The sequence below is a fragment of the Pseudomonas sp. PA-5-4B genome, from assembly GCF_021606215.1.
Lineage (GTDB): Bacteria > Pseudomonadota > Gammaproteobacteria > Pseudomonadales > Pseudomonadaceae > Aquipseudomonas > Aquipseudomonas edaphica.
Window position 1 is genome coordinate 94,043 of record NZ_WKDB01000010.1, and the last position, 24,246, is coordinate 118,288.

20 protein-coding genes are annotated in these 24,246 nt (G+C 59.0%); 10 read left to right on the plus strand and 10 right to left on the minus strand.

The annotated features are described in order from the left end of the window. Positions 1 to 87: 87 nt before the first annotated feature. From GIW28_RS07545 to GIW28_RS07555, 3 genes are all read right to left on the minus strand, one after another. Positions 88 to 6,081 (minus strand): NEL-type E3 ubiquitin ligase domain-containing protein, encoded by a 5,994-nt coding sequence (locus GIW28_RS07545; RefSeq protein ID WP_236447081.1) that lies wholly within the window; start codon positions 6,079 to 6,081, stop codon positions 88 to 90. Positions 6,082 to 6,143: 62 nt separating this feature from the next. Further along, the gene (locus GIW28_RS07550) at positions 6,144 to 6,743 is read right to left on the minus strand and encodes a tRNA-uridine aminocarboxypropyltransferase (protein ID WP_017134868.1); all 600 of its coding nucleotides are present in this window, start codon (positions 6,741 to 6,743) and stop codon (positions 6,144 to 6,146) included. Between the two features lie 6 nt (positions 6,744 to 6,749). Then, complete coding sequence (locus GIW28_RS07555) at positions 6,750 to 7,643, minus strand: LysR family transcriptional regulator (RefSeq protein WP_017134867.1); 894 nt, start codon at positions 7,641 to 7,643, stop codon at positions 6,750 to 6,752. Positions 7,644 to 7,872: 229 nt separating this feature from the next. Here GIW28_RS07555 and speB point away from each other — a divergent pair, with 229 nt between their 5' ends. Genes speB through GIW28_RS07575 form a run of 4 tightly spaced genes read left to right on the plus strand, consistent with a single transcriptional unit; the run spans position 7,873 to position 12,277 of the window. After that, positions 7,873 to 8,823 (plus strand): agmatinase, encoded by a 951-nt coding sequence (gene speB, locus GIW28_RS07560; RefSeq protein ID WP_017134866.1) that lies wholly within the window; start codon positions 7,873 to 7,875, stop codon positions 8,821 to 8,823. After that, the gene (locus tag GIW28_RS07565) at positions 8,823 to 9,242 is read left to right on the plus strand and encodes a YybH family protein (protein WP_138448988.1); all 420 of its coding nucleotides are present in this window, start codon (positions 8,823 to 8,825) and stop codon (positions 9,240 to 9,242) included. The genes speB and GIW28_RS07565 overlap by 1 nt, the downstream gene beginning before the upstream one ends. A 21-nt stretch (positions 9,243 to 9,263) precedes the next feature. Beyond that, complete coding sequence (locus GIW28_RS07570) at positions 9,264 to 10,865, plus strand: purine-cytosine permease family protein (protein ID WP_236490388.1); 1,602 nt, start codon at positions 9,264 to 9,266, stop codon at positions 10,863 to 10,865. A gap of 29 nt (positions 10,866 to 10,894) precedes the next feature. Next, a complete protein-coding gene (locus tag GIW28_RS07575; RefSeq protein WP_017134863.1) occupies positions 10,895 to 12,277 on the plus strand; it encodes a sodium:solute symporter in 1,383 nt (460 codons plus the stop codon). 196 nt (positions 12,278 to 12,473) lie between these two features. On the opposite strand, the gene GIW28_RS30610 is transcribed toward GIW28_RS07575, so the two are convergent. Continuing rightward, positions 12,474 to 12,596, minus strand: coding sequence for a PA1414 family protein (locus GIW28_RS30610; protein ID WP_017134862.1), 123 nt, complete (start codon positions 12,594 to 12,596; stop codon positions 12,474 to 12,476). Positions 12,597 to 12,738: 142 nt separating this feature from the next. Next, entirely contained in the window at positions 12,739 to 13,632 is an 894-nt protein-coding gene (gene ptrR, locus GIW28_RS07580; RefSeq protein WP_017134861.1) for a putrescine utilization regulator PtrR, read from the minus strand. Between the two features lie 104 nt (positions 13,633 to 13,736). Between ptrR and GIW28_RS07585 the strand changes: the two genes are divergently transcribed. Beyond that, positions 13,737 to 14,936 carry an MFS transporter gene (locus GIW28_RS07585; protein WP_236447749.1) on the plus strand — a complete coding sequence of 400 codons (1,200 nt, stop codon included), beginning with the start codon at positions 13,737 to 13,739 and terminating at the stop codon, positions 14,934 to 14,936. Here the strand turns inward: GIW28_RS07585 and GIW28_RS07590 are convergent. From GIW28_RS07590 to GIW28_RS07600, 3 genes are all read right to left on the minus strand, one after another. Continuing rightward, entirely contained in the window at positions 14,848 to 16,290 is a 1,443-nt protein-coding gene (locus GIW28_RS07590) for an NCS1 family nucleobase:cation symporter-1 (RefSeq protein WP_236447750.1), read from the minus strand. The genes GIW28_RS07585 and GIW28_RS07590 overlap by 89 nt on opposite strands. A 198-nt stretch (positions 16,291 to 16,488) precedes the next feature. Next, entirely contained in the window at positions 16,489 to 16,887 is a 399-nt protein-coding gene (locus GIW28_RS07595) for a DUF2177 family protein (protein ID WP_099548849.1), read from the minus strand. 52 nt (positions 16,888 to 16,939) lie between these two features. After that, positions 16,940 to 17,776 (minus strand): CvfB family protein, encoded by an 837-nt coding sequence (locus GIW28_RS07600; protein ID WP_017134857.1) that lies wholly within the window; start codon positions 17,774 to 17,776, stop codon positions 16,940 to 16,942. A gap of 324 nt (positions 17,777 to 18,100) precedes the next feature. On the opposite strand from GIW28_RS07600, the gene GIW28_RS07605 reads away from it, so the two are divergent. The 3 genes from GIW28_RS07605 to GIW28_RS07615 all read left to right on the plus strand — a co-directional run bounded on the left by GIW28_RS07605 (position 18,101) and on the right by GIW28_RS07615 (position 20,143). Continuing rightward, positions 18,101 to 18,280, plus strand: a complete 180-nt coding sequence (locus GIW28_RS07605; RefSeq protein ID WP_003193095.1) for a hypothetical protein — start codon at positions 18,101 to 18,103, stop codon at positions 18,278 to 18,280. 207 nt (positions 18,281 to 18,487) lie between these two features. Next, positions 18,488 to 19,210: a TorF family putative porin gene (locus GIW28_RS07610; RefSeq protein ID WP_236447751.1), complete on the plus strand. Its 723-nt coding sequence runs from the start codon at positions 18,488 to 18,490 to the stop codon at positions 19,208 to 19,210. A 66-nt stretch (positions 19,211 to 19,276) separates the two neighbouring features. Then, positions 19,277 to 20,143, plus strand: coding sequence for a DUF6279 family lipoprotein (locus tag GIW28_RS07615; RefSeq protein WP_236447752.1), 867 nt, complete (start codon positions 19,277 to 19,279; stop codon positions 20,141 to 20,143). A gap of 115 nt (positions 20,144 to 20,258) precedes the next feature. Here the strand turns inward: GIW28_RS07615 and GIW28_RS07620 are convergent, their stop codons facing one another. Beyond that, on the minus strand, positions 20,259 to 20,648 hold the full coding sequence (locus tag GIW28_RS07620) for a hypothetical protein (RefSeq protein ID WP_017134854.1): 390 nt from the start codon (positions 20,646 to 20,648) through the stop codon (positions 20,259 to 20,261). A gap of 155 nt (positions 20,649 to 20,803) precedes the next feature. On the opposite strand from GIW28_RS07620, the gene GIW28_RS07625 reads away from it, so the two are divergent. Beyond that, a complete protein-coding gene (locus tag GIW28_RS07625) occupies positions 20,804 to 21,079 on the plus strand; it encodes a hypothetical protein (protein ID WP_017134853.1) in 276 nt (91 codons plus the stop codon). 114 nt (positions 21,080 to 21,193) lie between these two features. Here GIW28_RS07625 and GIW28_RS07630 read toward each other — a convergent pair whose 3' ends face one another. After that, positions 21,194 to 22,540, minus strand: coding sequence for a DEAD/DEAH box helicase (locus GIW28_RS07630; protein ID WP_026013512.1), 1,347 nt, complete (start codon positions 22,538 to 22,540; stop codon positions 21,194 to 21,196). Between the two features lie 193 nt (positions 22,541 to 22,733). On the opposite strand from GIW28_RS07630, the gene GIW28_RS07635 reads away from it, so the two are divergent. Next, entirely contained in the window at positions 22,734 to 24,032 is a 1,299-nt protein-coding gene (locus tag GIW28_RS07635; protein ID WP_099548846.1) for a mechanosensitive ion channel family protein, read from the plus strand. Positions 24,033 to 24,246 lie beyond the last annotated feature (214 nt).

Sequence of the window (24,246 nt, forward strand, 5' to 3'; positions counted from 1 at the left end):
ACTGCGGGGGCGAACATCATACCGGGAAAGGCCGGCGGGCCATATCACGCAAAGTGTGGTGCTTATTCAATACAGATATAAGCGCAGTCAGTCGCTGCCGACAAAAGCCGCCCATTCCTGCGCCGTCAACTGCAGAACGAGGTCATTCTTGGCTAAGAGCATTGCCACAGCAATCTCGCCCCCCTTGATAAAGTAAGAATTTTCGCTCAAATCCCCGACTTGGACTTGCTCTAAAGCCTGCTGATACCGCTCATCGTACGGGCTTCGCGCCGCCTCAAACATTAAAGGGTATTTGAGCTCCAGAAACGTCACCCAATATTCTTTATCCTTGAGTAAATCCGGCCAATTGATTCGAGCCTCATCACGAATAATGGCCAGGCGATATTCATTCAACACCTGCGGATCAATTTCCACGACGGGTGTAGAAAAGCGCATCGTGAGCGGCAGGGGTAGATTCAGATCCTGCGCCAGGGCGAGCCGACAACCCAGCAAGAACATGCTGTGTTCAACGCCTGAATGGGCTGGATAGTCTAAAGTGGCTCGCTGCTTGATGGACGCGATCCGATTAGATCCTCGGTAATAATTCAAAAAGTCTGCTGCCACGGCTTGACTGCCTGGTGCCAGCATCTGCAACGGCAACACTGCAAGCTCCAGATCATTCAGGCACAGCAGCCAGCCATCAGCCTGGGCCCGGATGTACTCCAAGGGCTGCTCAAACAAAACCCGTTCAATGTGTGTGTCATGGGTGGCGCAGTCAATCAATTGCCAGACTCTGCGGCTGATGTCCTCGCGCAATGCTCGATACTTGGCAGCTAAAAATGGCGGATAGGCGGCAAAAACCCCTAGCAGCACGCGAAAGTTCTGGGAATTACGATTCGCATCGATCAAAGACCAAAGCGCTCGACGTTGCGCTGTCTCGCCGGCGGGAATCGATATCAACCAGGGGTCAACGGAAGACAACACCGTGAGTGGAGCGTCCGACACGCCGAAATGAACATTCTGGTAACCCGGTCTTTGTTGGTATTGGCGGATCACCTCCAATGTGCTCGCAGCCAACTCGTTGCCCTGCAAATCCATTGCACGATGGACATTGAGGTTCAGGCCCAGATCCATTTCGGTCAGTACATGAAGCTGATTGTCGCGCAGATCGAAGGTACTCAGACGTCGCAGAGTCACCGCGCCCCGGGGCAACTGATGGATGTGTGTATTCTTGAGGTTGAGGACTTCCAACGCCTTCAGACGATACAGGTTCAGCCGGCTGCCTTGCCCCAGAGGGTTATAGGACAGGTCCAGCCAGGTCAGGCGTGTCAACTCTTTCAGACCCAGAACATCCTGCAAATTGGGCCGAATACGATTGTTCGACAAATTCAGTTGCTGCAAATACCGCAGCTCTGACAACCCTTGAGGCAGATGATCCAACAGGTTGCCATCAACAGAGAGACTGCGCAGAAACCCAAAGCACCGGAGGAACTCTGTCGGCAGTGTTTGCAACTGATTGTTCCTCAAGCTCAGCAGATCGACGTGGGAAAAGCTCGCAGTCGTCACAGGCAGGTCATTCAGGGCAAGGTCGTCGAGGTAAAGCTCATAGGGCATACCACGTACGGACTCCTGTCGGCTCCAGCAACGTCGAATACGTTCAGAGGCTTGAAGGTGTGCGCTCAAGTTCACACTATCGCCCAGCAAGCACCATCGCTCCAGGCTGGCATTCAAGGCCTCCTGTTCAGAAAAAAGTTGATTGATGGCGGACTGTCGCTCCGCGAAGGATTCCCCCAGGTTGAGGACTCTCTCACTCGCCTCTGCATCGGTCTTGGTCGGAAACAACTTGCGCCACTGCGCCACCTGCGCAGCCGCTACGCCACCTGAACCGCCATCGCCGCTCAGCGGATAACCAATACGCCCATCACTGAGCCGTTGCGGCGGGTTAAACCAGGGGCGTGGCTCCATACCGAGCAGCTTTTCAATATTAAACCGAGAGTCGCCGAGCGCTGGCTGGGTTTCCAGTCGCCGCGCAATTTCCTGTGTCAGTTCTTCAACACCCGTCACATGGGTGTAGCCCAAGGCCTGGCGCTCCGCCGTCGGCAGTGCATTTAACAAAACCACCAGAAACTCACCGTAGCCGCCTATCGGTTGGCGCCCGCCGTTGATTTGCGCCGTGTACGCCTGGTACTGACCGTCCTGCACCTCCAGCACACGCTTATGCGGCGAGTCAGTGGCGCCGATGCTGTCAATCAGACGCCCTCTTTCCCACACCTCGACCCGCAGGTTCTTTGGCCATCCATTGATGTCCGACAGTGTCCGCAGGATTAATTTCGCGCTGTCTTCATCACCGGTGATAGGCATATGTACCCCCTCCAAGGCGCGCGCCTTGCGCAGAGAATGCAACCACCAACGCACGAGTGGCGTAAGCGTCAACGGCACGCGACCGGCCTCCAGACTACTTCGCTCAGCAGGCGTGGACTGACTCACCAAGTCTTGGGCAATGACCGCAGTCAAACCGGGAAAATCGCGCTGCAGCACTTGCGCCAGAGGGTCGGACGACTGCGCGCTTTTATGACACAACGCCTTGAAAAAAAGCCGCTCCATCCTGGGTTTATTGGTCATAACCTTGGCCTCCAGCACGGACACCTGGTCCGCCCTGCTGACTCCGGCGCGCCCGACCAGTGCATCGGCATTGGCCGGCCCAATCTCTCCCAGCAGTTCATCAAGGAAATCGCGCCCCAACGCGGTGCCCTCAAGCGTCTCCATGCCTTCCAGGTGCGTCTTGAGCCGCTGATGAATCGTGAAGCGCTCGACGGTCTCTCTCAGGATAGCGGGAGGCCGTTCATTACGTGCGTGCATCCGGCGCAGGATGTCCGGCGTCACTCCACTTATCTGCTGGATCTGCACAATGGCATCCGGCGTCAACGCACGAAACGATGGCCCCAGGCGATAAAACGGCTTCTGCCCGTCCCAGGTCAGCGGGTTCTCCCATTCGTGGCGCCAGGCGCCCGCGCCATTGTGGGTCAGCACGGGTGCATAGGCCTGCTCCAGCAATGGGTGTTGAATACGCCAGGGGACCAGCCCTTGCCCCTGGATGACTTTGAAATAATTTCCCTCGATAAACACGAAGCGATCGTTGCCCGGGCTGTAAAGGCCGAGCGCGTCAGGCTCGGGCACCATATTTGGCGTCTCGACAACGCTGGCGTATTGCCCGATCTCACGGCGTGCCGGATAAAACCTGCCATCGGCCGTACGGTTATTGAGCAAGGCCTGGGCGACTGTGTGCCGGAACTGAGAGGCAGCGCCCTGCTCGTCCCACCCCAACCGTAACAGGTCGGTTTCAGAGATTTGGCTCACGACCGTTTGATATAAATCATCGGTTTCGGTCGACCTTGGTTTGGGGGATTGAATGTCAAACAACGAGAACTGTCCGCGCCCGTGATCGATCACGACGATGGTTTTGTCCAGCGGTCCCCGTGAAACATAAGGTATCGCTTGCGCTTCAGGGCTGATGACGAGTACCTGGCCGGTCAGGTCGCGCAGTGCTTGGACGGCAAACTCCGTAGCCCAGTTCTGAATTTTCTGACTGAAGCGCCGAGGATGGAGTACGCCGTCAACCATGGTTTCTGCGCGTGCCACCTGACGGGCAGAGCGCAGCGCGGTGTAAAGCGCTTCGGGTTGCAGTTGCGATTGCAGGAGTTGTGCCTGCTGATGTTCCGACAACGGATTTCGGCGCAGCACTTCCAGCAACCGTGCCCGGCTCAATCCGGGGTGCAAGGTATGTAACTGCTCAATCACGGGGTGCGGCGGGGTAGCGCTGGCAACGCTGTCAGGCAGTAATCGAAGCACTGATGCTGGTGCGCCCGTGGCCGCGGATCGACTGGTATCGGCATACACCGTGAGTGCCTCAAACAGATCAATGCGCAACGCGTCGGCTTTATCGGCAAGTTGCTCGACCAACGTCGACCTGCGCGATAAAAAAACGTCGGGTAGCAAATCGACAATAGCCTGGGGCAAATGAGCGCTGATCCGGCGTGGCGTTGAATAAGCGAACAGTCCGCTTTCCAACACGGTGACCGTGACCACTGCCGTGGTCTTGTGATCCGCACGTTTGCTATAGCGCCGTACTTCCACGCCTTGCGGGTTTTGAATGCTCAAGGATGTGCTTTTCGGCCAATCCTTATGCTGGGTGAGTAGCGGAGCGAGAATCTCAACGGCACCGACCGCCTCGGGAAGGTTAGCGTCGGCCCCCTTGGCAGCCCAGTCGATCAGCTTGTCGACGTTAAACCGATTCACCGCCTCAACCAGCGATGCCGAGGGCGGTGCTCCATCCCATACCTGGTCCAGGTCGGCTCGCGAGCTATTACTGAGGCTGACGATCCGCTCTAACGTTTGTGTGGGTACGTCGGTGGCGCCCATCATTTTTTCAACCAGTTGGCCGCCTGTCTGACTCTTGCGCTCAGTGGTCGTCATCAGTCTGCTTTGCTGGGCCAGCCGGCTATACAACGCTTGATGCCGGCGCCTGACCGTCGGGGCCAAACGTCGGTGCAAAAACCTGCTGCTGAGCAAGTCAGCGATATCTATCGCCAATTGCACCAAGTTTGCGCGGCTATCCTCTTGCAGCGCCTGGAAAAATGTCAGCCCTATTGAAGTGAACAGGGCGAACGCTCTCAACCGCCCAAGGCCTTTCAAAGGCCCTGGCACCGGGATCAACAGCAGGTTGATGATTTCACCGAACAGCGTCTGGGAAAACTCAAGCAAGGTGGCCATGGCGCCCGGCGTTTCATGCGCCAATACCTTGAGGTTGGCTCGGCAACGCTCGATGTAAAAACGATAGAGGCTGACTGTCGGCGCGTTGTAAACGCTATCGCGCTTGTAGCCGATGTGGTTGACCTGGGTAAGCCTGCTTGCACGCCCGCACAACCGGTGTAAGAACTGCGCAAATGCATTGAGCTCCTCCGGCCTGCTTTCTTTCGCCGGCCTGGCGTTCAAGCGCGCGTAGTCGGACAGCGACATGGACTGATACAACCACCCCATTTCCTTTCGCGCATGAAACGCCTTGAAGCCGACATAAAATTCGTTGGCAGCCTCCGAAAACTTGTCGTAGTGCTTGAGGGCACCGCCAGGCCGGTCGGGGAAATAGCTGAACGCGCCTTTGCATCCTTTGACCGAGAAAATCACATAAGGAATGCTCAGGTAGTCACCTCTTGGCAGGTCCGTGTATACGCCAAGCAGGCCATAGCGTTCGGTCCCATTGATATTGTTCGGGCCATAGGGAATGAACAGTTTCACTTCTTGAGTGACATCCCAAGGCGACTCGCCTGACAACGCACCCACCACAGCGTGGTATTTTTCCCGGTCAACCCGGCTTCGGTCGGTGGTCCTCAAGGCCTCTATCAACGCGAATTCAAGTTCTGCAGTTGCCAGCGCCAACACCTGCGCCCCCAATAGCGTAGAGCTCTGCAGCGCGCTGTCCAGGCGCGTGCGCAATTGGGTGCCAAGATTGAGTTCGCGCACCAGCTCGATGAAATCCGCCGCGCTGATTCCGACATTCGAATCCAGATAGCTGGCCTCCTTCAGGCTGACATGCCCCGGAAAGCCCCACCCCGACAAACCGCTGTAGTTCATGCAGGCGGCCTCCCACAGGGTGACGCTGGACAGGCCCTCGCTGTCCACGCGGTCATCTATCGCGCGTGGAACTCGCAGGGTTGGGTTGTTTGGCGTCGATGTATCAGCCGGTTTCACATAGCGGGTATGGATACGCGCAACCTTGGGATCAACCTCTTTGCCGGCCAGTGCTTTCAGCCTTGCAGTCAGGCTCGCCAACAAGGTGGTTTCAAGGTCCGCGCCGAGTTGCTTGATAGCCGCTTCGAATGTGGTTTGTGCGCTGACGTAGGCCTTTTGCAAACGTATGTAGTCTTGCTGCTCTTGCTCATCAAGGCCGCCGAAAAAGCGCTCAAGTGTCTTGCGCAAAGGTAACAAGACGCGTGTTATGGACCACTCTGCGCCAGTCATCAACGGCCCTTGGGCTTGTTGTTCCTGGATATACGCAGACAACGTATCCATGGGTCGAAGTGGGAGTGTCTCTTCAGGCTCTGTCATTTTTCCCTCAAAGGGTGTGATAAATGACGAGCCTAATCAGCGGCGCTTACGCCAGGCGGTAGCTATGTAGCCTCTACGTGATTACGCTGGTAGACCGCCTCGCCCATGGCGGCAATCTGGCCTTCGATCAACGCATCGAAAGGCTTGAGCAACGCGTCAAATGAAGCCGGGGCTTCGAGTACCTGCAACGCTTGCACGATTGCTTCCACCGTCGACAAAGCGCCCGGGCCGGGTGCCTTGCGTAACCGATAACGCGACACGCGCTCGCCCGCCAGGGCCACGCGCGGCAAAGCCGCCAACAGCGGGTTGAGGTGCAGCAGCTTGCGCGCCTTGCGCCAAGTGCCATCGGGCACCACCAGCAACAGCGGTTGATCGCTCGGCGTATAGGTTTGCAACGGCTCAGCATCGTCCGCCGGGAACAGCAGGCGTGCCTGATAACCCGGCGGGCTCAACAGCATGGCCAGGTCATCAAACACCTCGCCCACCACCAACTGCGCATTGTTCAAGCCCAGTGCCGCCAAGCGCGCAGTATTGAGCGCGTGATTGACCTCACTCGGGTGCTGCAACAGCAAGATGCGGGTGCGGCTGTCGAGGCTGGGGATCAGCGCGCACAGACAGTGGGTAACGGGCCTGAGGCAGCGAGGGCATTGGGGTCTGGACATGGTTTATCAGGCCTGGTTGAGCTGCGCTTTGAGCAGATCGCGGAAAGTCTGGATCAGCGGTTCGCGACTGCGGCCACGGCGCATGATCATGGAAAACGGCGCCTGGTAACCGAAGGTTGCCGGCAACAAAACGCGCAGGTCACCCTTGTCGGCCCAGGCCTGGGCGTAGTGCTCGGGCAGGTAGCCGATATAGGCGCCGGACAGCACCAGGATCAACTGGGCTTCCATACTTTCCACGGTGGCCGCGCTGTGTTTGAAACCATGCCGCGCCAGTTCGGCCTGGCTCCAATAGCCACGGCCGACCATGCGTTGCTGGGTGATCACTTGTTCGGGGATACGCCGCTCGTTGAACAGCGGGTGGCGCGTGCTGCAATACAGCCAGTGCTGTTCGCGATACAGCGGCATGTAGATCAGCCCGCTCATGCGGTTGGAGAACGCGCCGATGGCCAGGTCCAGGCGATTGTCCTGCACGCCCAGTTGCAGCTCGTAAGGGCTCATCACCGACAGATGCAGATGCACGGCCGGGTGTTCGAGGCTGTAGGCGCCGATCACTTCGGCGAACGGCAAGGCCTTGTCGCTGACGGTGGAGTCCAGCACGCCCAGCTTGAGGGTGCCGCGCAGCTCGCCTTTGAGGGCGGCGGCGTATTGCTCGAAGCCTTCGAGTTCACCTAAGAGACGCAAGGTTTCCTGATGGAACAGCTCGCCTTTGCTGGTCAGGCTGAATCCGCCCCGGCCGCGATGGCACAGCACCAGGCCCAAGGCCGATTCGAGTTGGCTCATGTAGGTGCTGATGGCCGACGTCGACAGGTTGAGTTCGTGCTGGGCATTGGCAAAACCCTGGTGGCGCACGACGCTGACGAAGATGCGCAGGAGTTTCAGGTCGGGCAAGGCGTTGGCCATTTGTTCTCCGCGGAACACAAAAATCCTGTGGGGGCTGGCTTGCCTGCGATAGCAACAGTGAAATCAACGCCGCCATCGCAGGCAAGCCAGCGCCCACATTTGGACCGAGTTTACCCCAAGCATTAGTTTAGAAAAATCTGAACTAAGTATTTGCCTCTGCCGATTCTTCCCGCCACGGGCTTTTCGCAGAATCGGCCCCTAATAAACAAAACAACGATGAGGCACTCCCGTGGACAAGATTTTCCACCAACCACTGGGCGGCAACGAAATGCCGCGCTTCGCCGGCATCGCCACCATGATGCGACTTCCCCACCTGCAAACGGCCAAAGGCCTGGACGCTGCCTTTATCGGCGTGCCTCTGGATATCGGCACGTCGCTGCGCGCCGGCACCCGCTTCGGGCCACGTGAAATCCGCGCTGAATCAGTGATGATCCGCCCTTACAACATGGCCACCGGCGCCGCACCGTTCGACTCGCTGTCGGTTGCGGACATTGGCGATGTGGCGATCAACACCTTCAACCTGCTCGACGCCGTACGCATCATCGAAGAAGCCTACGACGAGATCCTTGAGCACGACGTGATCCCGATGACATTGGGCGGTGACCACACCATCACCCTGCCGATCCTGCGCGCTATCCACAAAAAGCACGGCAAGGTCGGGCTGGTGCACATCGATGCCCACGCTGACGTCAACGACCATATGTTCGGTGAGAAAATCGCCCACGGCACCACCTTCCGCCGCGCCGTGGAAGAAGGCCTGCTCGATTGCGACCGCGTCGTACAAATCGGCCTGCGCGCCCAGGGCTACACGGCCGAAGACTTCAACTGGAGCCGCAAACAGGGCTTCCGTGTGGTCCAGGCCGAAGAATGCTGGCACCACTCCCTCGCGCCGCTGATGGCCGAAGTGCGCGAAAAAGTCGGCGGCGGCCCGGTGTATCTGAGCTTTGATATCGACGGCATCGACCCCGCCTGGGCGCCCGGCACCGGCACACCGGAAATCGGCGGGCTGACCACTATTCAGGCGATCGAGATCATCCGTGGTTGCCAGGGCCTCGACCTGGTTGGTTGTGATCTGGTAGAAGTTTCGCCGCCTTACGACACCACCGGCAACACCTCGCTGCTCGGCGCCAACCTGCTGTACGAGATGCTCTGCGTACTGCCCGGCGTGGCGCACCGCTGATGAGCGCCCATGAGGTGCTGAAAGCCGCCGCCGACCTGGTGGCGGCCTTCGCCGCTAATGACCGCGAGGCTTACTTTGGCGCGTTCACGGCCGATGCCAGCTTCGTGTTTTACACCCTGCCCCAGCCTCTGCTCAGTCGCGATGCCTACCAGGCGTTGTGGGACAGCTGGCGCGCGGACGAGGGGTTTGAAGTGCTGTCCTGCAGCTCAAGCAATGCCGCTGTCAGCCTGCAGGGTGACGCGGCGATTTTTATTCATGACGTGGCCACCGAGCTGCGCATGAACGGGGAGCAATTTTTTAGCCAGGAGCGCGAGACCATTGTCTTCAAACGGCAAGCGTCTCACCTAAAACAACAAGGCCTGTGGCTGGCCTGTCACGAACATTTGTCCGCTATGCCGGAAGGGCTGCCGCCCCCTTAGCCAATGTGATCGGAGCTGATCATGAATAATAAAAACAACGAAAACAGTATTCGCAGAATAGAAACCAACGGGGTCGAACAGATCCCGGACCACGAACGTACCGCCAGACCCAAGGATCTGTTTCGCCTGATCTTCGGCGGTGCCAACACCTTTGCCACCGCCGTGCTGGGCTCGTTTCCGGTGCTGTTCGGTTTGTCGTTCCAGGCTGGGGTCTGGGCAATTGTGCTGGGCGTGTTGGTGGGCGCGCTGATCCTGGCGCCCATGGGCCTGTTCGGGCCGATCAATGGCACCAACAACGCCGTGTCTTCCGGTGCGCACTTTGGTGTGCATGGGCGGATTGTCGGCTCGTTTCTGTCGCTGCTGACGGCGATTGCCTTCTTCTCACTGTCGGTGTGGAGTTCGGGTGATGCGCTGGTCGGTGGTGCGAAACGCCTGATTGGCCTGCCGGAAACCGACCTGACGCTGGGCTTGGCCTACGGCCTGTTTGCCTTGCTGGTGCTGACCGTGTGCATCTACGGCTTTCGCTTCATGCTGTGGGTCAACCGCATTGCGGTGTGGGCGGCGAGCCTGCTGTTTCTGCTGGGCATCTTCGCGTTCGCACCAGCGTTCGACAGCCACTTCGCCGGCAGCGTCGCCATGGGCCAGGCTGGTTTCTGGGCTGCCTTCATCGGCTCGGCGCTGGTGGCTATGAGCAACCCGATTTCCTTCGGCGCGTTCCTGGGTGACTGGTCGCGCTACATCCCGCGTGAGACGCCGAAAATGCGCATCATGCTGGCGGTCGTGCTGGCGCAGATCGCCACCTTGATTCCGTTCCTGTTCGGCCTCGCCACCGCGACCATCGTGGCGATCAAGGCGCCGGACTATATCGCGGCCAACAACTATGTCGGCGGTTTGCTGGCCGTATCACCGAGCTGGTTCTTCCTGCCGGTGTGCCTGATCGCGGTGATCGGCGGCATGTCCACCGGCACCACCTCGCTGTATGGCACCGGGCTGGACATGTCCAGCGTGTTCCCGCGCTTGCTGTCGCGGGTCAAGGCCACGTTGCTGATCGGGGTGATGTCGATTGCCTTCATCTTTATCGGACGTTTCGCCGCCAACCTGGTGCAGAGCGTGTCGACCTTCGCTGTGCTGATCATCACCTGCACCACGCCGTGGATGGTGATGATGATCATCGGCCTGATCGTGCGCCGCGGTTTCTACTGCCCGGATGACTTGCAGGTGTTCACTCGCGGTGAGACCGGCGGGCGCTACTGGTTCAGCCACGGCTGGAACTGGCGCGGCCTGGGCGCCTGGGTCCCGAGCGCACTGGTGGGCCTGTGCTTCGTCAACCTGCCGGGGCAGTTTGTCGGGCCGCTGGGCAACCTGGCCGATGGCATCGATATCAGCCTGCCAGTGACGCTGGGGCTGGCGTCGGTGGTGTACCTGACCTTGCTTCGTGCGTTCCCGGAGCCGGCCGAAGTCTATGGCCCGGCCGTAGTGGCGAGGGAGCTTGCTCCCGATGGGGTGCGGAGCGGCCCTAAAAAAGCCGGCTCCAGCTTCGCTGTCGAACGGGAGCAAGCTCCCTCGCCACAGCAAGCTCCCTCGCCAGAGCAGGCTCCCTTCCTGCAGAAAACCTCTCAATAGCCTAAAAAAATAAACGGAGAACCGCCGTCATGGCTTTGGATTTATTCGTCGTACTCATCTACGCCGCCGGCATGCTCGTGCTCGGCTATTACGGCATGCGCCGTGCCAAGACCCACGAAGACTACCTGGTGGCCGGTCGTAACCTGGGCCCGTCGCTGTACATGGGCACCATGGCCGCCACCGTATTGGGCGGTGCATCCACCGTCGGCACCGTGCGCCTGGGTTATGTGCATGGCATTTCCGGCTTCTGGCTGTGCGCCGCACTGGGCGCGGGGATCATCGCGCTGAACCTGTTCCTGGCCAAGCCGCTGCTCAAGTTGAAGATCTTCACCGTCACCCAGGTGCTGGAAAAACGTTACAACCCGATGGCCCGCCAAGCGAGTGCGGTGATCATGCTGGCCTACGCGCTGATGATCGGCGTGACCTCGATCCTGGCCATCGGCACCGTGCTGCAAGTGCTGTTCGGCCTGCCGTTCTGGGTGTCGGTGCTGCTCGGCGGTGGCGTGGTGGTGGTGTATTCGACCATCGGCGGCATGTGGTCACTGACCCTTACCGATATCGTGCAGTTCGTGATCAAGACCGTCGGCCTGATGTTTATTCTGCTGCCGATCTGCCTGTACCGCGTCGGCGGCTGGGATCAACTGGTGGCCAAGCTGCCGGCGTCGAATTTCAGCTTCACCGAAATCGGCTGGGACACGATCATCACCTACTTCATGATCTACTTCTTCGGCATCCTGATCGGCCAGGACATCTGGCAACGCGTGTTCACCGCCCGTGACGAAAAAGTCGCCCAGTACGCAGGCACGTTCGCCGGTTTCTACTGCATCCTCTACGGCCTGGCCTGTGCCCTGATCGGCATGGCCGCGCATGTGCTGCTGCCGAACCTGGACAACGTCAACAACGCCTTCGCCGCCATCGTCAAAGCCTCGCTGCCAGACGGCATCCGTGGCCTGGTGATCGCCGCCGCACTGGCCGCGATGATGTCCACCGCCAGCGCCGGCCTGCTCGCCGCTTCCACCGTACTGACCGAAGACCTGCTGCCACGCCTGCGTGGCGGCAAGCAGTCGAGCCTGAGCATCAACCGTCTGTTTACGATGCTGACCGGTATCGCCGTGCTGGGTATCGCGCTGGTGGTCAACGACGTGATCAGCGCCCTGACCCTGGCCTACAACCTGCTGGTGGGCGGCATGCTGATCCCGCTGATGGGCGCAATTTTCTGGAAGCGCGCCACCACCTCCGGCGCCATTGCATCCATGACATTGGGCTTTGTGACGGCGCTGGTGTTTATGTTCAAAGACGGCTTGGACGCGAATACGCCGATCTACTACAGCCTGGCGGTTGGGCTGGTGAGTTTTGTATTGGTGAGCTTGTTGTCACGTCGGCCAGAGGCTTCGGTGGCCAGGGCCATTTGACAGGTAACAGGATTTAAAGCGGTTTCTTCAGCGGGCGCGACGTCGGATGTCGCGCCCGTTTTTTTGCCTTGCACAAAACGACTGTGGGAGCGGGCTTGCCCGCGATAACTGTGTGTCAGTCAACTTTAAATCGACTGATACACCGCTATCGCGGGCAAGCCCGCTCCCACATTCTAAAACCTGTTGCTAACTGAGCTTAGCGGCGACGCGGACGACGCTGCTCGTCATCCGTGCGAATCGGTATCGGCTGCAGTGGCGGTTCAATCAGGCCCAGCGCAACGCCGAGGTCGTGGAGCCAGTTTTGAATTTTCTCTTTCATGGTTGCCCCCTTTGAGGGTAATGCGGCTAGGCGGGAGTTCTGTCGCCTTTTCCTACAGTGATAGTAGCTCTAAGTCTTACGTAATGCTTGAACGAAACCACAACGAACTATTACAGGATTGATCTGAATCCTGACAGATCGTTCAAGCAATCGCGCGCGCGTCTTGCAGGAAATCGGCCTTGCCCTCTTGTTGCAGATCGATCCATGCATTGAGGTTAGCGCCGAGCATGCCCTTGCGCCACATTAACCAGGTAGTAGCAGTGGCAAAAGGCCCGGTCAACGGATGAACGGACACACTGTCCTTGCCTGGCAGGCTGTCGAGCATTGATTCTGACATCAATGCCACGCCGGAACCGGCGATCACGCAGGCGAGCATGCCTTGGTAAGACTCAATCTCGATGGCGCGGCCCATGGCCACACGCTCGTGGGAAAACCAGGTTTCCAGGCGCGCACGGTAGGCGCAACTGCGTCGGAAGGTGAACACCGAGCGGCCGGCGACGTCCTGGGGGCCACGCACGGGCGGGTGATCCGCCTCGCAAATGATCACCAGGCGCTCTTCGCACAGCGGCACGCCGTCCAGCGTCGCGATCGTTATCGGGCCATCCACAAAGGCCGCGTCCAGACGCCCGGTGATCAAGCCCTCTAGCAACTCGCCGCTGGGCGCCGATTGCACCTGGAGGTTCACCATCGGATACGCCTTGTGATAGCGCGCCAACAGTTTGGGCAAATGCACTGCGGCCGTGCTGTACATGCTGCCCAATACAAAATCGCCCGCCGGCTGCCCTCCTTGCACCGCGCCGTGGGCTTCATCATGCAGCGCCAGCAGTCGAGTGCTGTAGTCCAGCAACACTTTGCCTGCGGGAGAAAGCTGCAAGCGCTGGCGTTCGCGCACGAACAACTCGACGCCCAGTTGCTCCTCCATTTGCTTGAGCCGTGTCGACAGATTCGAGGGCACGCGATGCAGGCGCTCAGCCGCGCGGGTGATGGAGCCCTCTTCCGCCACGGCCTGGAAGATGCGCAATTGACTGAACTCCATACCTTTCTCCAAAACTGAACAAGTTACTCACTATTATTCATTTTTACAGAAAGTCAATCCGCTTTAGCCTAAAGGTCATTCGCTTCCCCGTAGGAAACCTGCACATGTCACCGCTGATTCGCTTAACCGCCAGCTTTATCGCCCTGATGATGGCCATGGGCATTGGCCGCTTCGCCCTCACCCCGCAGATGCCGCATTTGCTCAGCGAGGGGCAGATTGACCTGACGGGCGCGGGCCTGATTGCCGCCGCCAACTACCTGGGCTATTTCGTCGGCGCGGTGGACTCGGTCTTCGCCCGCAGCGATCACCACATAAAAGCGCGTTTGTATGGCGGGCTGTGGCTGTGCGTGCTGCTGACCCTGGGGTCGTACTGGGCGCATGGCTTCTGGCCGCATTTGCTGCTGCGCTTTGGTACCGGCGTGGCGAGCGCCTGGGCGCTGGTAATGATCACCAGTTTGAGCCAGCCGCTGGCAATAGCCGCCGAGCGTCCGCGTTTGGGAGCATTGGTGTTTGCCGGGCCTGGCCTGGGGATTCTGCTGACAGGATTGCTGGCACTGGGCTCCAATCTACTGGGCGAAGACTCTGCGACCTTGTGGCTGGTCTATGGCGTGGTGGCATTGGTGATGTTGCTGGCCATCCTGCCCTTTTTACCGAAACCGACCGTGACGGTGACCCATGCCACTAGCGCGGGCAGCGACGCCAGCATCGCGCACCTGTGCTGGATCTACTTCTTGTATGGCCTGGGCTACATCATCCCCGCAACCTTCTTATCGCAGATGGCCAACGCGCAGTTCAAAGGCGCCTGGCAAGCCGACCTGTTCTGGCCGTGCTTTGGCCTGGCGGCGGCGCTGGGTGTGGTGGTGGCGAGCCTGCGTCGCAAGGACCCGGACACCACCCGCCGCTGGTTGATGACGACGTTATGGCTGCAAGCGGCCGGGGTATTCGCCTGCCTGCTGGGCAATGGCTGGGGCCTGGCCCTGGGAGTGTTGCTGTGTGGTGCGCCGTTCCTGGCATGCATGCAACTGGTGATGGCGCGTTTGCGCGAGGTGGCGCCCCACGGCTACCAGCGCAGCACCGGGCTGCTCACCGCCAGCTTTGCCATTGGCCAATTGTGCGGCCCATTGCTGGCCTCGGTGAGCAGCCACTTAAGCGGCGGCCTGCAACCGGCGCTGGTGATCGCCGGCTGTGGCTTGGTGTTGGCGGGCGCGGTGTTGGTCAACCGGCAACCAGCGACGTTGGCGCACGAACCCGCTCGCGCCGTGCCAGCACCAGGAAAAACAGCCCTCCCAGGAAGCACCCGGTAAACCAGGCGAAGTTGGCCATGCCCTGCAACGCGGGCGTGAAGGTGATAGCGACGCCCACCAGCGTCGCAGGCACCAAGGCTTTGACGGCGGTCCAGTTCACGCCGCCGTCGTAGTAATAACGGCCGTTGGGGCTGTCGTCGAACAGGGCATCCACGTCGATTTTCTGCTTTTTGATCAGGTAGAAATCCACAATCAAAATCCCGAACAGCGGGCCGATAAACGCAGCGAGAATGTCCAGGGTGTAGTGGATCATCAGCGGGTTGTTGAACAGGTTCCACGGCGTGATAAAGATTGAGGCCACGGCCGCGATCATGCCACCTGCGCGCCAACTGATCTTGCTCGGCGCGACGTTGGCGAAATCAAACGCCGGTGACACGAAGTTGGCGACAATGTTGATGCCGATGGTGGCGGTCACGAAGGCAAAGGCGCCGAGCAGCACGGCCATGCTGTTGTCGATGCGCGAAACCGTAGCGATTGGGTCATGCAACATTTCGCCAAACACCGGCAAAGTGCCCGAAACGATGACGACAGTCACCAGCGAGAACGCCAGGAAGTTAACCGGCAACCCCCAGAAATTGCCGCGTCGCACGTCGTGCATGCTGCGGCAGTAGCGGCTGAAATCACCGAAATTGAGCGTAGGCCCGGAGAAGTACGACACCACCAGCGCCGTCGCCACAATCACTTGGCCAAATGCCTGCCAGCCTGACAGGGATTTTTCCGCCAGGGTGAAACTGATATTCGCCCAACCTGCCCTCCACACGATCCAGCCGGCCAGGGCAAACATTACCGCATAGACCACTGGCCCCGCCCAGTCGATAAAGCGGCGGATGGACTCCATGCCGGCCCAGAATACGGCTGCCTGCAGCGTCCATAAGCTGAGGAAGCCAAACCAGCCCAGGTAGGACAGGCCCGCAAAGTGCGGCTCTGCATACACCGCCATCTGTGGGAAAAAGCGCAGCACTACGATAATCAAGGCACTCGACGCCAAGTACGTCTGGATACCGTACCAGGCCACGGCGATCAAACCGCGAATCACCGCCGGAATATTCGCCCCAAACACGCCAAATGCCAGCCGGCAGATGACCGGGTATGGCACCGCCGCTTGCTGGCTCGGCTTGGCCACCAGGTTGGCAATCAACTGCACGATGCAAATGCCGGTGAGCAAGGCGATCAACACCTGCCAACTGGCCAACCCGAGGGCAAACAGGCTGGCGGCGAACACGTAGCCGCCGACGCTGTGCACGTCGCTCATCCAGAAGGCGAAAATGTTGTACCAGGTCCATTTCTGCGGCAGCGGCCCGAGGTCCTGGTTGTACAGGCGCGGGCTGTAGCCTTTGGGCAATTGTTCGGTCATCGCTTGGCTCCTCGAAATACCGGCCTGCGCTGCCGTAACGGTGTGCATACGGGAGGCGGCCTGGTTTGTATACGAGGTATTCAGCAGAATATGTGCCAATGGCACACAATCCCTCTGAAACGGTGTTCCAAAGAGATTTATGAAGGGTTGTTGGCGGGGGTTATGCTCAGCAACGGTGCACGTCAATCCTGTACACAATCAATGCCGCACCCGATGTGCACACAAATAGCCGACACTGCAACAGACGGCCGTCAGGAAGGTGCCCCAGGCCATGTCCATCAGTGCCAGTCCGGCTGACCAACCTTGCAATGTGGCCCAGTTGCTCAGGTCATACGTGCCGTAGGCCACCAGGCCGAGCAGAGCGCCAAGGCCTGCTGCACGTTGCCAGCTGCCGCTGGGCAAAACCACTAACACCACACAACCGAGGGCATACAGCAGATAAAACAGCACAGCAGGCAGCAAGCGAGGCTGATCAAGCATCAGCGAGCCGAGCAGGGATCTGTAGGTCTGGCCCATGAAAACGCCGAGCCAGAGGCCGTCGAGCACCAGAAACGCGAGTAAAGTGCCGAGGTAAGCGAAGCGTATTTTGCGGGTCATGGTTGCAGCCTCCATAGGCGCCGAGCGGCACCTACAGAAGAGCAAAACGCGATCAGCTTAGTTCAATGCGATCGGCGTGAATCACAATCTGGCCCTGCTTGTAGAGCGCACCAATGGCTTTCTTGAAGTTGCCTTTGCTGACACCGAACAAATTGCTGATCACCGCCGGGTCGCTCTTGTCGCTGACCGGCAGGGTGCCGTTGTTTTCACGCAACTTGGCGAGGATCTTCGAGTTCAGGCTCGAGGCCGCTTCCTGGCCAACCGGTTGCAGGCTCAGGCTGATGTTGCCATCGGCGCGAATCTCTTTAATGAAGCCTTTCTCTTCCTTGCCCGGGCGCAGGAACTTGAACACTTCGTTCTTGTGGATCAGGCCCCAGTGCTTGTTGTTGATGATCGCCTTGAAACCCATGTCGGTGGCTTCGGCCACCAGCAGGTCGACTTCCTGGCCCACCTGGTAGTTGGCAGGTGTCTTATCCAGGTAGCGGTCAAGTCGCGCGGTGGCGGTGATGCGTTTGGTGTGCTTGTCGAGGTAGACGTGCACCACGCAGTATTCACCCGCAGTCAGCTGGCGTTTTTCTTCCGAATACGGCAGCAACAGGTCTTTTGGCAAACCCCAGTCGAGGAATACGCCGATGCTGTTGACTTCGACGACTTTCAAACTGGCGAATTCGCCGACTTGAACTTTCGGCTTTTCAGTCGTCGCGATAAGTTTGTCATCGCTGTCCAGATAAATGAAAACGTTAAGCCAGTCTTCATCTTCACTGGGAATATCTTTGGGGATATACCGATTAGGCAAGAGGATTTCGCCATCTTGCGCACCATCCAGGTACAAACCAAAGTTAGTGTGTTTAACCACTTGCAAGCTGTTGTAGCGCCCGACTAAAGCCATTTCCAGATACCTTCGTTACGTGGGCGGCATTCTACCCGAGTTGCGCCCGCCACGCGCGTGCGCCTGAAAAATCGCGGGCTGGCGTGGCCTCGTAATGGCACCGCCCCGCTCGTCTGATCAATCGATCGAATTTTACCCGCGGGCAGCAGCCGAATAAACCCTGTGGTTTCGAGTTAAAACAGTAAGTTAGGGGCTTATTTCAAGGTAAAATTTTGGCCGATTACATCGGCTATGGTTATTCCCAGAGGATATTTGCCAAGCAATTGTCAAGTATTTCCTGTACGATGCCTGGCCAAGTTAATTTTCTACAGGTTAGTGGCCGCCATGCGCGTAAAAGCATCCAACAGCAAAGCAAAGCCAGCTCCCGCCGTTGAAACCAGCGAATCGATCAACAGCCAAATTGCTGCTTTCCTCAAGTCCGGCGGCGAAATCCAGCAAATTGCCAAGGGCGTGAGCGGCCAGACTTTCGGCCCGTCCAAGCAGATCAGCCTGGGCAAAAAGTAATACCCGCACGTCGCATCTAGCTCCTAAGCGTCTTGCCTTCCAAGGCGCCAGGACTAGAGTCTGAAACACCCTCCTGCTACCTCTCCTGATGCGCTAATCGACGAACGGGGCTCACCGCGAAGCATTCGCCGGTATGCTTGCACCCGTCTAGCACGGGCATCTGTCCGATTTTTTCATTACTGCTCCTCGCTTTTCATGGAGTGAAGCATGCTCAAGCCCTGCTTGTTTCTCATCGCAGCCCTTACAGCAAGCCCCCTCGCATACGCGCAGATTTTTCAGCGTGAACTGGGTGACTTCGACCTCAAATTAGGCACCACGCCCAGTCGCAGCATGGCCCAGGGGTTGGTCAAGCCCACCTCGCCGGGCAGCGATTCCTTCCACGGCGGCCTGGACCTGAGCCACGACAGCGGCCTGTATTTCGGCCAGTTTTCGCCCAATTTGGGCCTGTCCTCGGCCAACAACCTTGAAGTCGACTCCTACATGGGCTTCAAGCGCCCCTTCGACCAGACCCTGGGCTACGAAGTAGGCATGATCCACTACAGCTACCCCAAGCTCAGCCCGCTCGACAGCCAGGAGTTCTACGGCGGCTTGAACCTGCTGGGCAATCGCTTCGGTGTGTCGTTCAGCAACGATCCGGATCGCCAGGACAGCACGCTGTTTGCCGACCTCGGCGGTACACAGCCCTTCGGCATCGGCGTCAGCATGAAGTACACCACTCACCAGCTCGGCACTCCAACTGCGGTGGAAGGCGGCACCATCAGCAACTTCAGCGACTGGTCAGTGCAGTTCTCCCGCGCATGGAAAGGCGTTGACCTGGACCTGATCTATAGCGGCTCCAGCCTCAGCGGTGGAGACTGCTCGGCCTACTCCGGACACAATTCGCAATGCGACGGCCTGTTGACCTTGAAGGCCGCGCGGTCGTTTTATTGATGGGCTGAACTGTCGCGCCTCGCACAGGTTCACATGCATGAACCCTCCCTGCGCAAGGACACGCCCATGCTGCGTCGGATCAAATTACTGGTGGTATTACTGACGTTGAGCCTGGTGCTCGCCGGCTGCAATCGCGTGGGCCTGGCCTACCGCAACCTTGATGTGATCATCCCCTGGACGCTCAACGACTACCTGGACATGAACGCAGGGCAAAAGAGCTGGTTCAACGACACCCTCAAGGGACATCTGGCCTGGCACTGCACCACCCAATTACCGGGTTACCTTGACTGGCTTGATCGCCTGCAACAGATGGTCGACAACAACCAGGTTACCGACGCGGCACTACAAGCGCGCACCGTGGAAGCCAAACAGGCCATCGCCGAGGTGGCCCGTGAGATCACCCCGTCAGCCATCCAGTTGCTGCAGGGCCTGGATGATCAACAAGTCAAAGACATGGGGGATGCGCTGGCCAAAGACCTGCGCAAGCGCCAGGACGAATACCTCAAACCGCCACTGGCCCAGCAGATCAAGGAGCGGGCCGAGCGCATGAGCAAACGCCTGGATGCGTGGATGGGGCCGTTGAGTCCCCGCCAGCAGAGCCGGGTGACGGCGTGGTCAATCGCGCTGGGTGAACAGAATCAGGAATGGATCGGTAATCGCGCCCATTGGCAGGCGCAATTTATCGTCGCCTTGCAGCAGCGTCACAGCGCTGACTTCCCACAGAAAATCCAACAGCTGCTGGTGGATCGCGAGAGCCTGTGGACCCCGCAATACCGCACCGCCTATGCGCAAACCGAAGCCGCTGCGCGCAGCCTGATCATCGACCTGATGGCCGAAAGCACGGCGCAGCAGCGCCAGATACTCACACAAAAAATCGGCAAGGTTCGCAGTGACTTCCAGGCCCTCAAATGCCTCAAGGCCGCCTCGATTTAAAAATGTGGAAGCGGGCTTGCTCGCGAATGCGGTGAATCAGTCGATGAATCTATTGACTGACACACTGTATTCGCGAGCAAGCCCGCTCCCACATTTTGATTTGGGGTGTGCTCTTTCAGGCAATCTGCGCCTTGGAAGCCACCTCGGCGAACGTCGCCGGGTCCAGCGCGTCGGCCTGCTCGTCCAGCACTTGGCGCGGGTGATCGTTGCCGGGGATTGAGCTGTCGATCAGGGCCAGCAGTTGCGCACCTAGCGCTGTGAGGATGAAGTTCTCACCATTGCCGCCCTCTTCTTCCGGGCGCGATTCAATGAAACCGCGTTTGAACAACAGCGCTTCGTAATCGGCGGCGGTCTTTTTCAACGCGTCCAGGTTACCGGTGGATTCGCCCGCCGTGGCCTTCTCGGCCGCTTCCTGCTCGGCGTATTTGCGCGGCGCAAAGCTGCCTTCGCCGTTCTGCACTTCATGCAGTAGACGTTCGATCAGATCCCAGTTGTAAGTCGTCATCCTGATTACTCCCGCGGGCAGATTAAAAAGTGGCCCGTCATAGGTAGTGACATGACCTGACACTGGCCGTTCATCCCAATAGACGAGCGTCATTTCTCTGAACTTTCCAGACGTTCGCGCCCTCAACTGAACACCACTGCCAAGGAGGTCCGACCATGAAAACCCTGATGAACCTGGCCATCGCCGCCGCCCTGCTGAGCGCCCTGCCCGCCTGGGCCTGCACGCCGGAAGAGGCCACGGCCAAACGCGAACAACTGGCCAGGGAAGTGACCAAACTGACCCAGCAAAACCCGGCCAAGGCCAAGGAAATCAACGATGAGTTGCAACACATGAACCTGGAGACTGCCAGCGCGGATCTGCCAGACAAGTGCCAACTGATCGACCAGCGCCTCAAGGAGCTGGACGAGGCGGCCGCCAAAGCAAAGAATTAACCACCACAACGGGACGCGGAGCGCCCCTGGCGGCATTCCCACGCAGAGCGTAGGAACGATCAACTGAGGGCATAAAAAAACCGGACAGCGTCCGGTTTTTTTATATCAGCGGCCTTATTCGGCAGCTGGCGCTTCTGGCTTGCGGCGCTTGAGCGGCGCCATGCCGTCCTTGCTGACGAGCGACAGGTTGTCGGTCTTCGGCCGGTTGGCAATCTTGCGCTTGGTTGGCGACTTGGCGCCGGTTTTCTTCTTGTCACCCTTGGCGTCGGTCTTTTTCTTCTTCACGCCGACCGCTTTGCCCGACGCCTTGACCTTCTTCGGCCCGGTGTAGGTGCCTTTGACTTCCTTGATGGTGCGGCGCTCGAACGACTGTTTGAGGTAGCGTTCGATACTCGACATCAGGTTCCAGTCGCCGTGGCAGATCAGCGAGATCGCCAGACCATCATTGCCGGCGCGCCCGGTACGACCAATACGGTGCACGTATTCGTCGCCGCTGCGCGGCATGTCGAAGTTGATGACCATGTCCAGGCCATCCACGTCCAGGCCGCGGGCGGCAACGTCGGTGGCGACCAGGATCTTCACGCCGCCAGCCTTGAGGCGGTCGATGGCCAGTTTGCGATCCTTCTGGTCTTTCTCGCCGTGCAGCACGAACGCCTTGTATTCCTGAGCCACCAGGCGACCGTAGATACGGTCGGCTGCTGCACGGGTGTTGGTGAAAACGATGGCCTTCTGATAGGTCTCGTTGGCCAGCAGCCAGTTCAGGATCTGTTCTTTGTGTACGTTGTGGTCGGCCATCACGATCTGCTGACGCGTGGTCGCGTTCAGGTCGCTGACGTTATTGACCTGCAAGTGCTCAGGGTTGTTCAGCACCTTGGCAACCATATCGCGCAGGGTCGAACCGCCGGTGGTGGCGGAGAACAGCATGGTCTGCTGGCGATTGACGCACTCGGCCACAAGGCGCTGCACATCGTCGGCAAAGCCCATGTCGAGCATGCGGTCGGCTTCGTCGAGCACCAGCACTTCGACTTCCTTGAGGTCGAGGTTGCCGGCGTTGAGTTGCTCGATCATCCGGCCTGGGGTGCCGATCAGGATGTCGGGCACCTTGCGCAGCATGGCGGCCTGGACCTTGAAGTCTTCACCGCCGGTGATGATGCCGGACTTGATGAAGGTGAACTGCGAAAAGCGCTCCACTTCTTTCAAGGTCTGCTGCGCCAGTTCGCGGGTTGGCAGCAGGATCAGGGTCTTGATGCTCACGCGGACTTTGGCCGGGCCGATCAGGCGGTTCAGCACCGGCAGGACGAAAGCGGCGGTTTTACCGCTGCCGGTTTGTGCCGTCACCCGCAGGTCACGCCCTTGGAGCGCGAGCGGGATGGCCGCTGCTTGCACAGGCGTAGGCTCGACAAATTTAAGCTCGGCCACGGCTTTGAGCAGGCGTTCGTGCAGGGCGAATTGGGAAAACACGGGTGCTACCTCGAAGAAATACAAAATATCAGCTGCATAGGGTAACGGTTTCGGGCGCTCAAACCGAGTTTCTTTACGCGAACGAGGCTAATCAGCTGCTTTTTTGTCAGCAGATTTGTCCGCAAAACCAACTTTGTTGCACATAAATGCTCTAATCGACCCGTGTTGTCTTACAGAAGAATCGGTTTTACCCATGGATATCAAACAGCTCTGGCTCAACGTCCAAGACCTTTGGGGCGCCCTCGATGAACACCCGCTGCTGCATGCCAGCCTGGGTTTGCTGATACTGCTGGTAGTCGCCCTATTGGTCGGACGGGTAGCACGCTACCTCATCCTCCACGCCGTCAAACTGCTCGGCCGGCAACCGGCGCTGCACTGGCTCAATGACCTGCGGCATAACAAAGTCTTCCACCGCCTGGCGCAAATGACGCCCTCGCTGGTGATCCAGTTCGGCCTGTACCTGGTACCCGACCTGAGCAAGACCGCCACCCTGTTTATCGGCAATGTGGCGCTGGCGTTCACCATCCTGTTCATGACGCTGGCCGTGAGCGCCCTGCTCAACGCCTTGCTGGATATCTACGCGCGCACCGAACATGCCCGCACCCGCTCGATCAAGGGCTATGTACAGTTGGCAAAGATGGTGCTGTTCGTGTTCGCCGCGATCATCATCGTCGCCACCTTGATCGACCGTTCGCCGCTGTTGCTGCTCTCGGGCCTGGGTGCAATGTCAGCGGTGATTTTGTTGGTGTACAAGGACACGCTGCTGTCGTTTGTGGCCAGCGTGCAGCTGACCAGCAACGACATGCTGCGGGTCGGCGACTGGATCGAGATGCCTCAGGTCGGCGCCGACGGTGACGTGGTGGATATCACCCTGCACACGGTCAAGGTGCAGAACTTCGACAAAACCATTGTCTCGATCCCCACTTGGCGCCTGATGTCCGAGTCGTTCAAAAACTGGCGCGGCATGCAGGCTTCCGGCGGGCGCCGCATCAAACGCAGCCTGTATATCGACGCCAGCGGCGTGCGCTTTTTGCGCGACGACGAAGAAGTGCGCATGACCCAGGTACACCTGCTCACCGACTACATCAGCCGCAAGCAGGCCGAACTCAAGGCCTGGAACGAAGCTCAGGGCCATAGTGCGCAACTGTCGGCCAACCGCCGCCGCATGACCAACCTCGGCACCTTCCGCGCCTACGCCCTGGCGTACCTGAAAAGCCACCCGGACATCCAGCCGAACATGACCTGCATGGTGCGCCAGATGCAAACCACCGCCCAAGGCGTGCCGCTGGAAATCTACTGCTTCACCCGCACCACGGCGTGGGCCGATTACGAGCGCATCCAGGGCGATATCTTTGATTATTTGCTGGCGGTGTTGCCGGAGTTTGGCTTGAGCCTGTATCAGCAGCCGAGTGGCAATGATTTGCGCGCGGGGATGGTGCCGGCGGTGTTGGGGGCCAGCCATTTGCCAGCCCTGGAAAACGAATCTGCCTGACGCCATCCATTCCCTGTGGGAGCGGGCTTGCCCGCGATAGCGGTGTATCAGTCGAAATATTTGCCGACTGACACCCCCTATCGCGGGCCGCTTGTGTCTTGATCTGGGAATAAACTCTGAGGTGAGAGGGGTGGATGGCAAGCTGTGAGTCCGCGGTGCTAGAAGCACGAGTGGGAGCAAAGCTGCCATCCACCTTTCCACTCTGGCCGACAAG

Excerpts from the sequence above, each read along its gene's own strand:
- GIW28_RS07545 (WP_236447081.1), bottom strand. The coding sequence starts at position 6,081 with ATGACAGAGCCTGAAGAGACACTCCCACTTCGACCCATGGATACGTTG.
- GIW28_RS07550 (WP_017134868.1), bottom strand. The coding sequence starts at position 6,743 with ATGTCCAGACCCCAATGCCCTCGCTGCCTCAGGCCCGTTACCCACTGT.
- GIW28_RS07555 (WP_017134867.1), bottom strand. The coding sequence starts at position 7,643 with ATGGCCAACGCCTTGCCCGACCTGAAACTCCTGCGCATCTTCGTCAGC.
- GIW28_RS07565 (WP_138448988.1), top strand. The coding sequence starts at position 8,823 with ATGAGCGCCCATGAGGTGCTGAAAGCCGCCGCCGACCTGGTGGCGGCC.
- GIW28_RS07570 (WP_236490388.1), top strand. The coding sequence starts at position 9,264 with ATGAATAATAAAAACAACGAAAACAGTATTCGCAGAATAGAAACCAAC.
- GIW28_RS07575 (WP_017134863.1), top strand. The coding sequence starts at position 10,895 with ATGGCTTTGGATTTATTCGTCGTACTCATCTACGCCGCCGGCATGCTC.
- GIW28_RS30610 (WP_017134862.1), bottom strand. The coding sequence starts at position 12,596 with ATGAAAGAGAAAATTCAAAACTGGCTCCACGACCTCGGCGTTGCGCTG.
- ptrR (WP_017134861.1), bottom strand. The coding sequence starts at position 13,632 with ATGGAGTTCAGTCAATTGCGCATCTTCCAGGCCGTGGCGGAAGAGGGC.
- GIW28_RS07585 (WP_236447749.1), top strand. The coding sequence starts at position 13,737 with ATGTCACCGCTGATTCGCTTAACCGCCAGCTTTATCGCCCTGATGATG.
- GIW28_RS07590 (WP_236447750.1), bottom strand. The coding sequence starts at position 16,290 with ATGACCGAACAATTGCCCAAAGGCTACAGCCCGCGCCTGTACAACCAG.
- GIW28_RS07595 (WP_099548849.1), bottom strand. The coding sequence starts at position 16,887 with ATGACCCGCAAAATACGCTTCGCTTACCTCGGCACTTTACTCGCGTTT.
- GIW28_RS07600 (WP_017134857.1), bottom strand. The coding sequence starts at position 17,776 with ATGGCTTTAGTCGGGCGCTACAACAGCTTGCAAGTGGTTAAACACACT.
- GIW28_RS07605 (WP_003193095.1), top strand. The coding sequence starts at position 18,101 with ATGCGCGTAAAAGCATCCAACAGCAAAGCAAAGCCAGCTCCCGCCGTT.
- GIW28_RS07610 (WP_236447751.1), top strand. The coding sequence starts at position 18,488 with ATGCTCAAGCCCTGCTTGTTTCTCATCGCAGCCCTTACAGCAAGCCCC.
- GIW28_RS07615 (WP_236447752.1), top strand. The coding sequence starts at position 19,277 with ATGCTGCGTCGGATCAAATTACTGGTGGTATTACTGACGTTGAGCCTG.
- GIW28_RS07620 (WP_017134854.1), bottom strand. The coding sequence starts at position 20,648 with ATGACGACTTACAACTGGGATCTGATCGAACGTCTACTGCATGAAGTG.
- GIW28_RS07625 (WP_017134853.1), top strand. The coding sequence starts at position 20,804 with ATGAAAACCCTGATGAACCTGGCCATCGCCGCCGCCCTGCTGAGCGCC.
- GIW28_RS07635 (WP_099548846.1), top strand. The coding sequence starts at position 22,734 with ATGGATATCAAACAGCTCTGGCTCAACGTCCAAGACCTTTGGGGCGCC.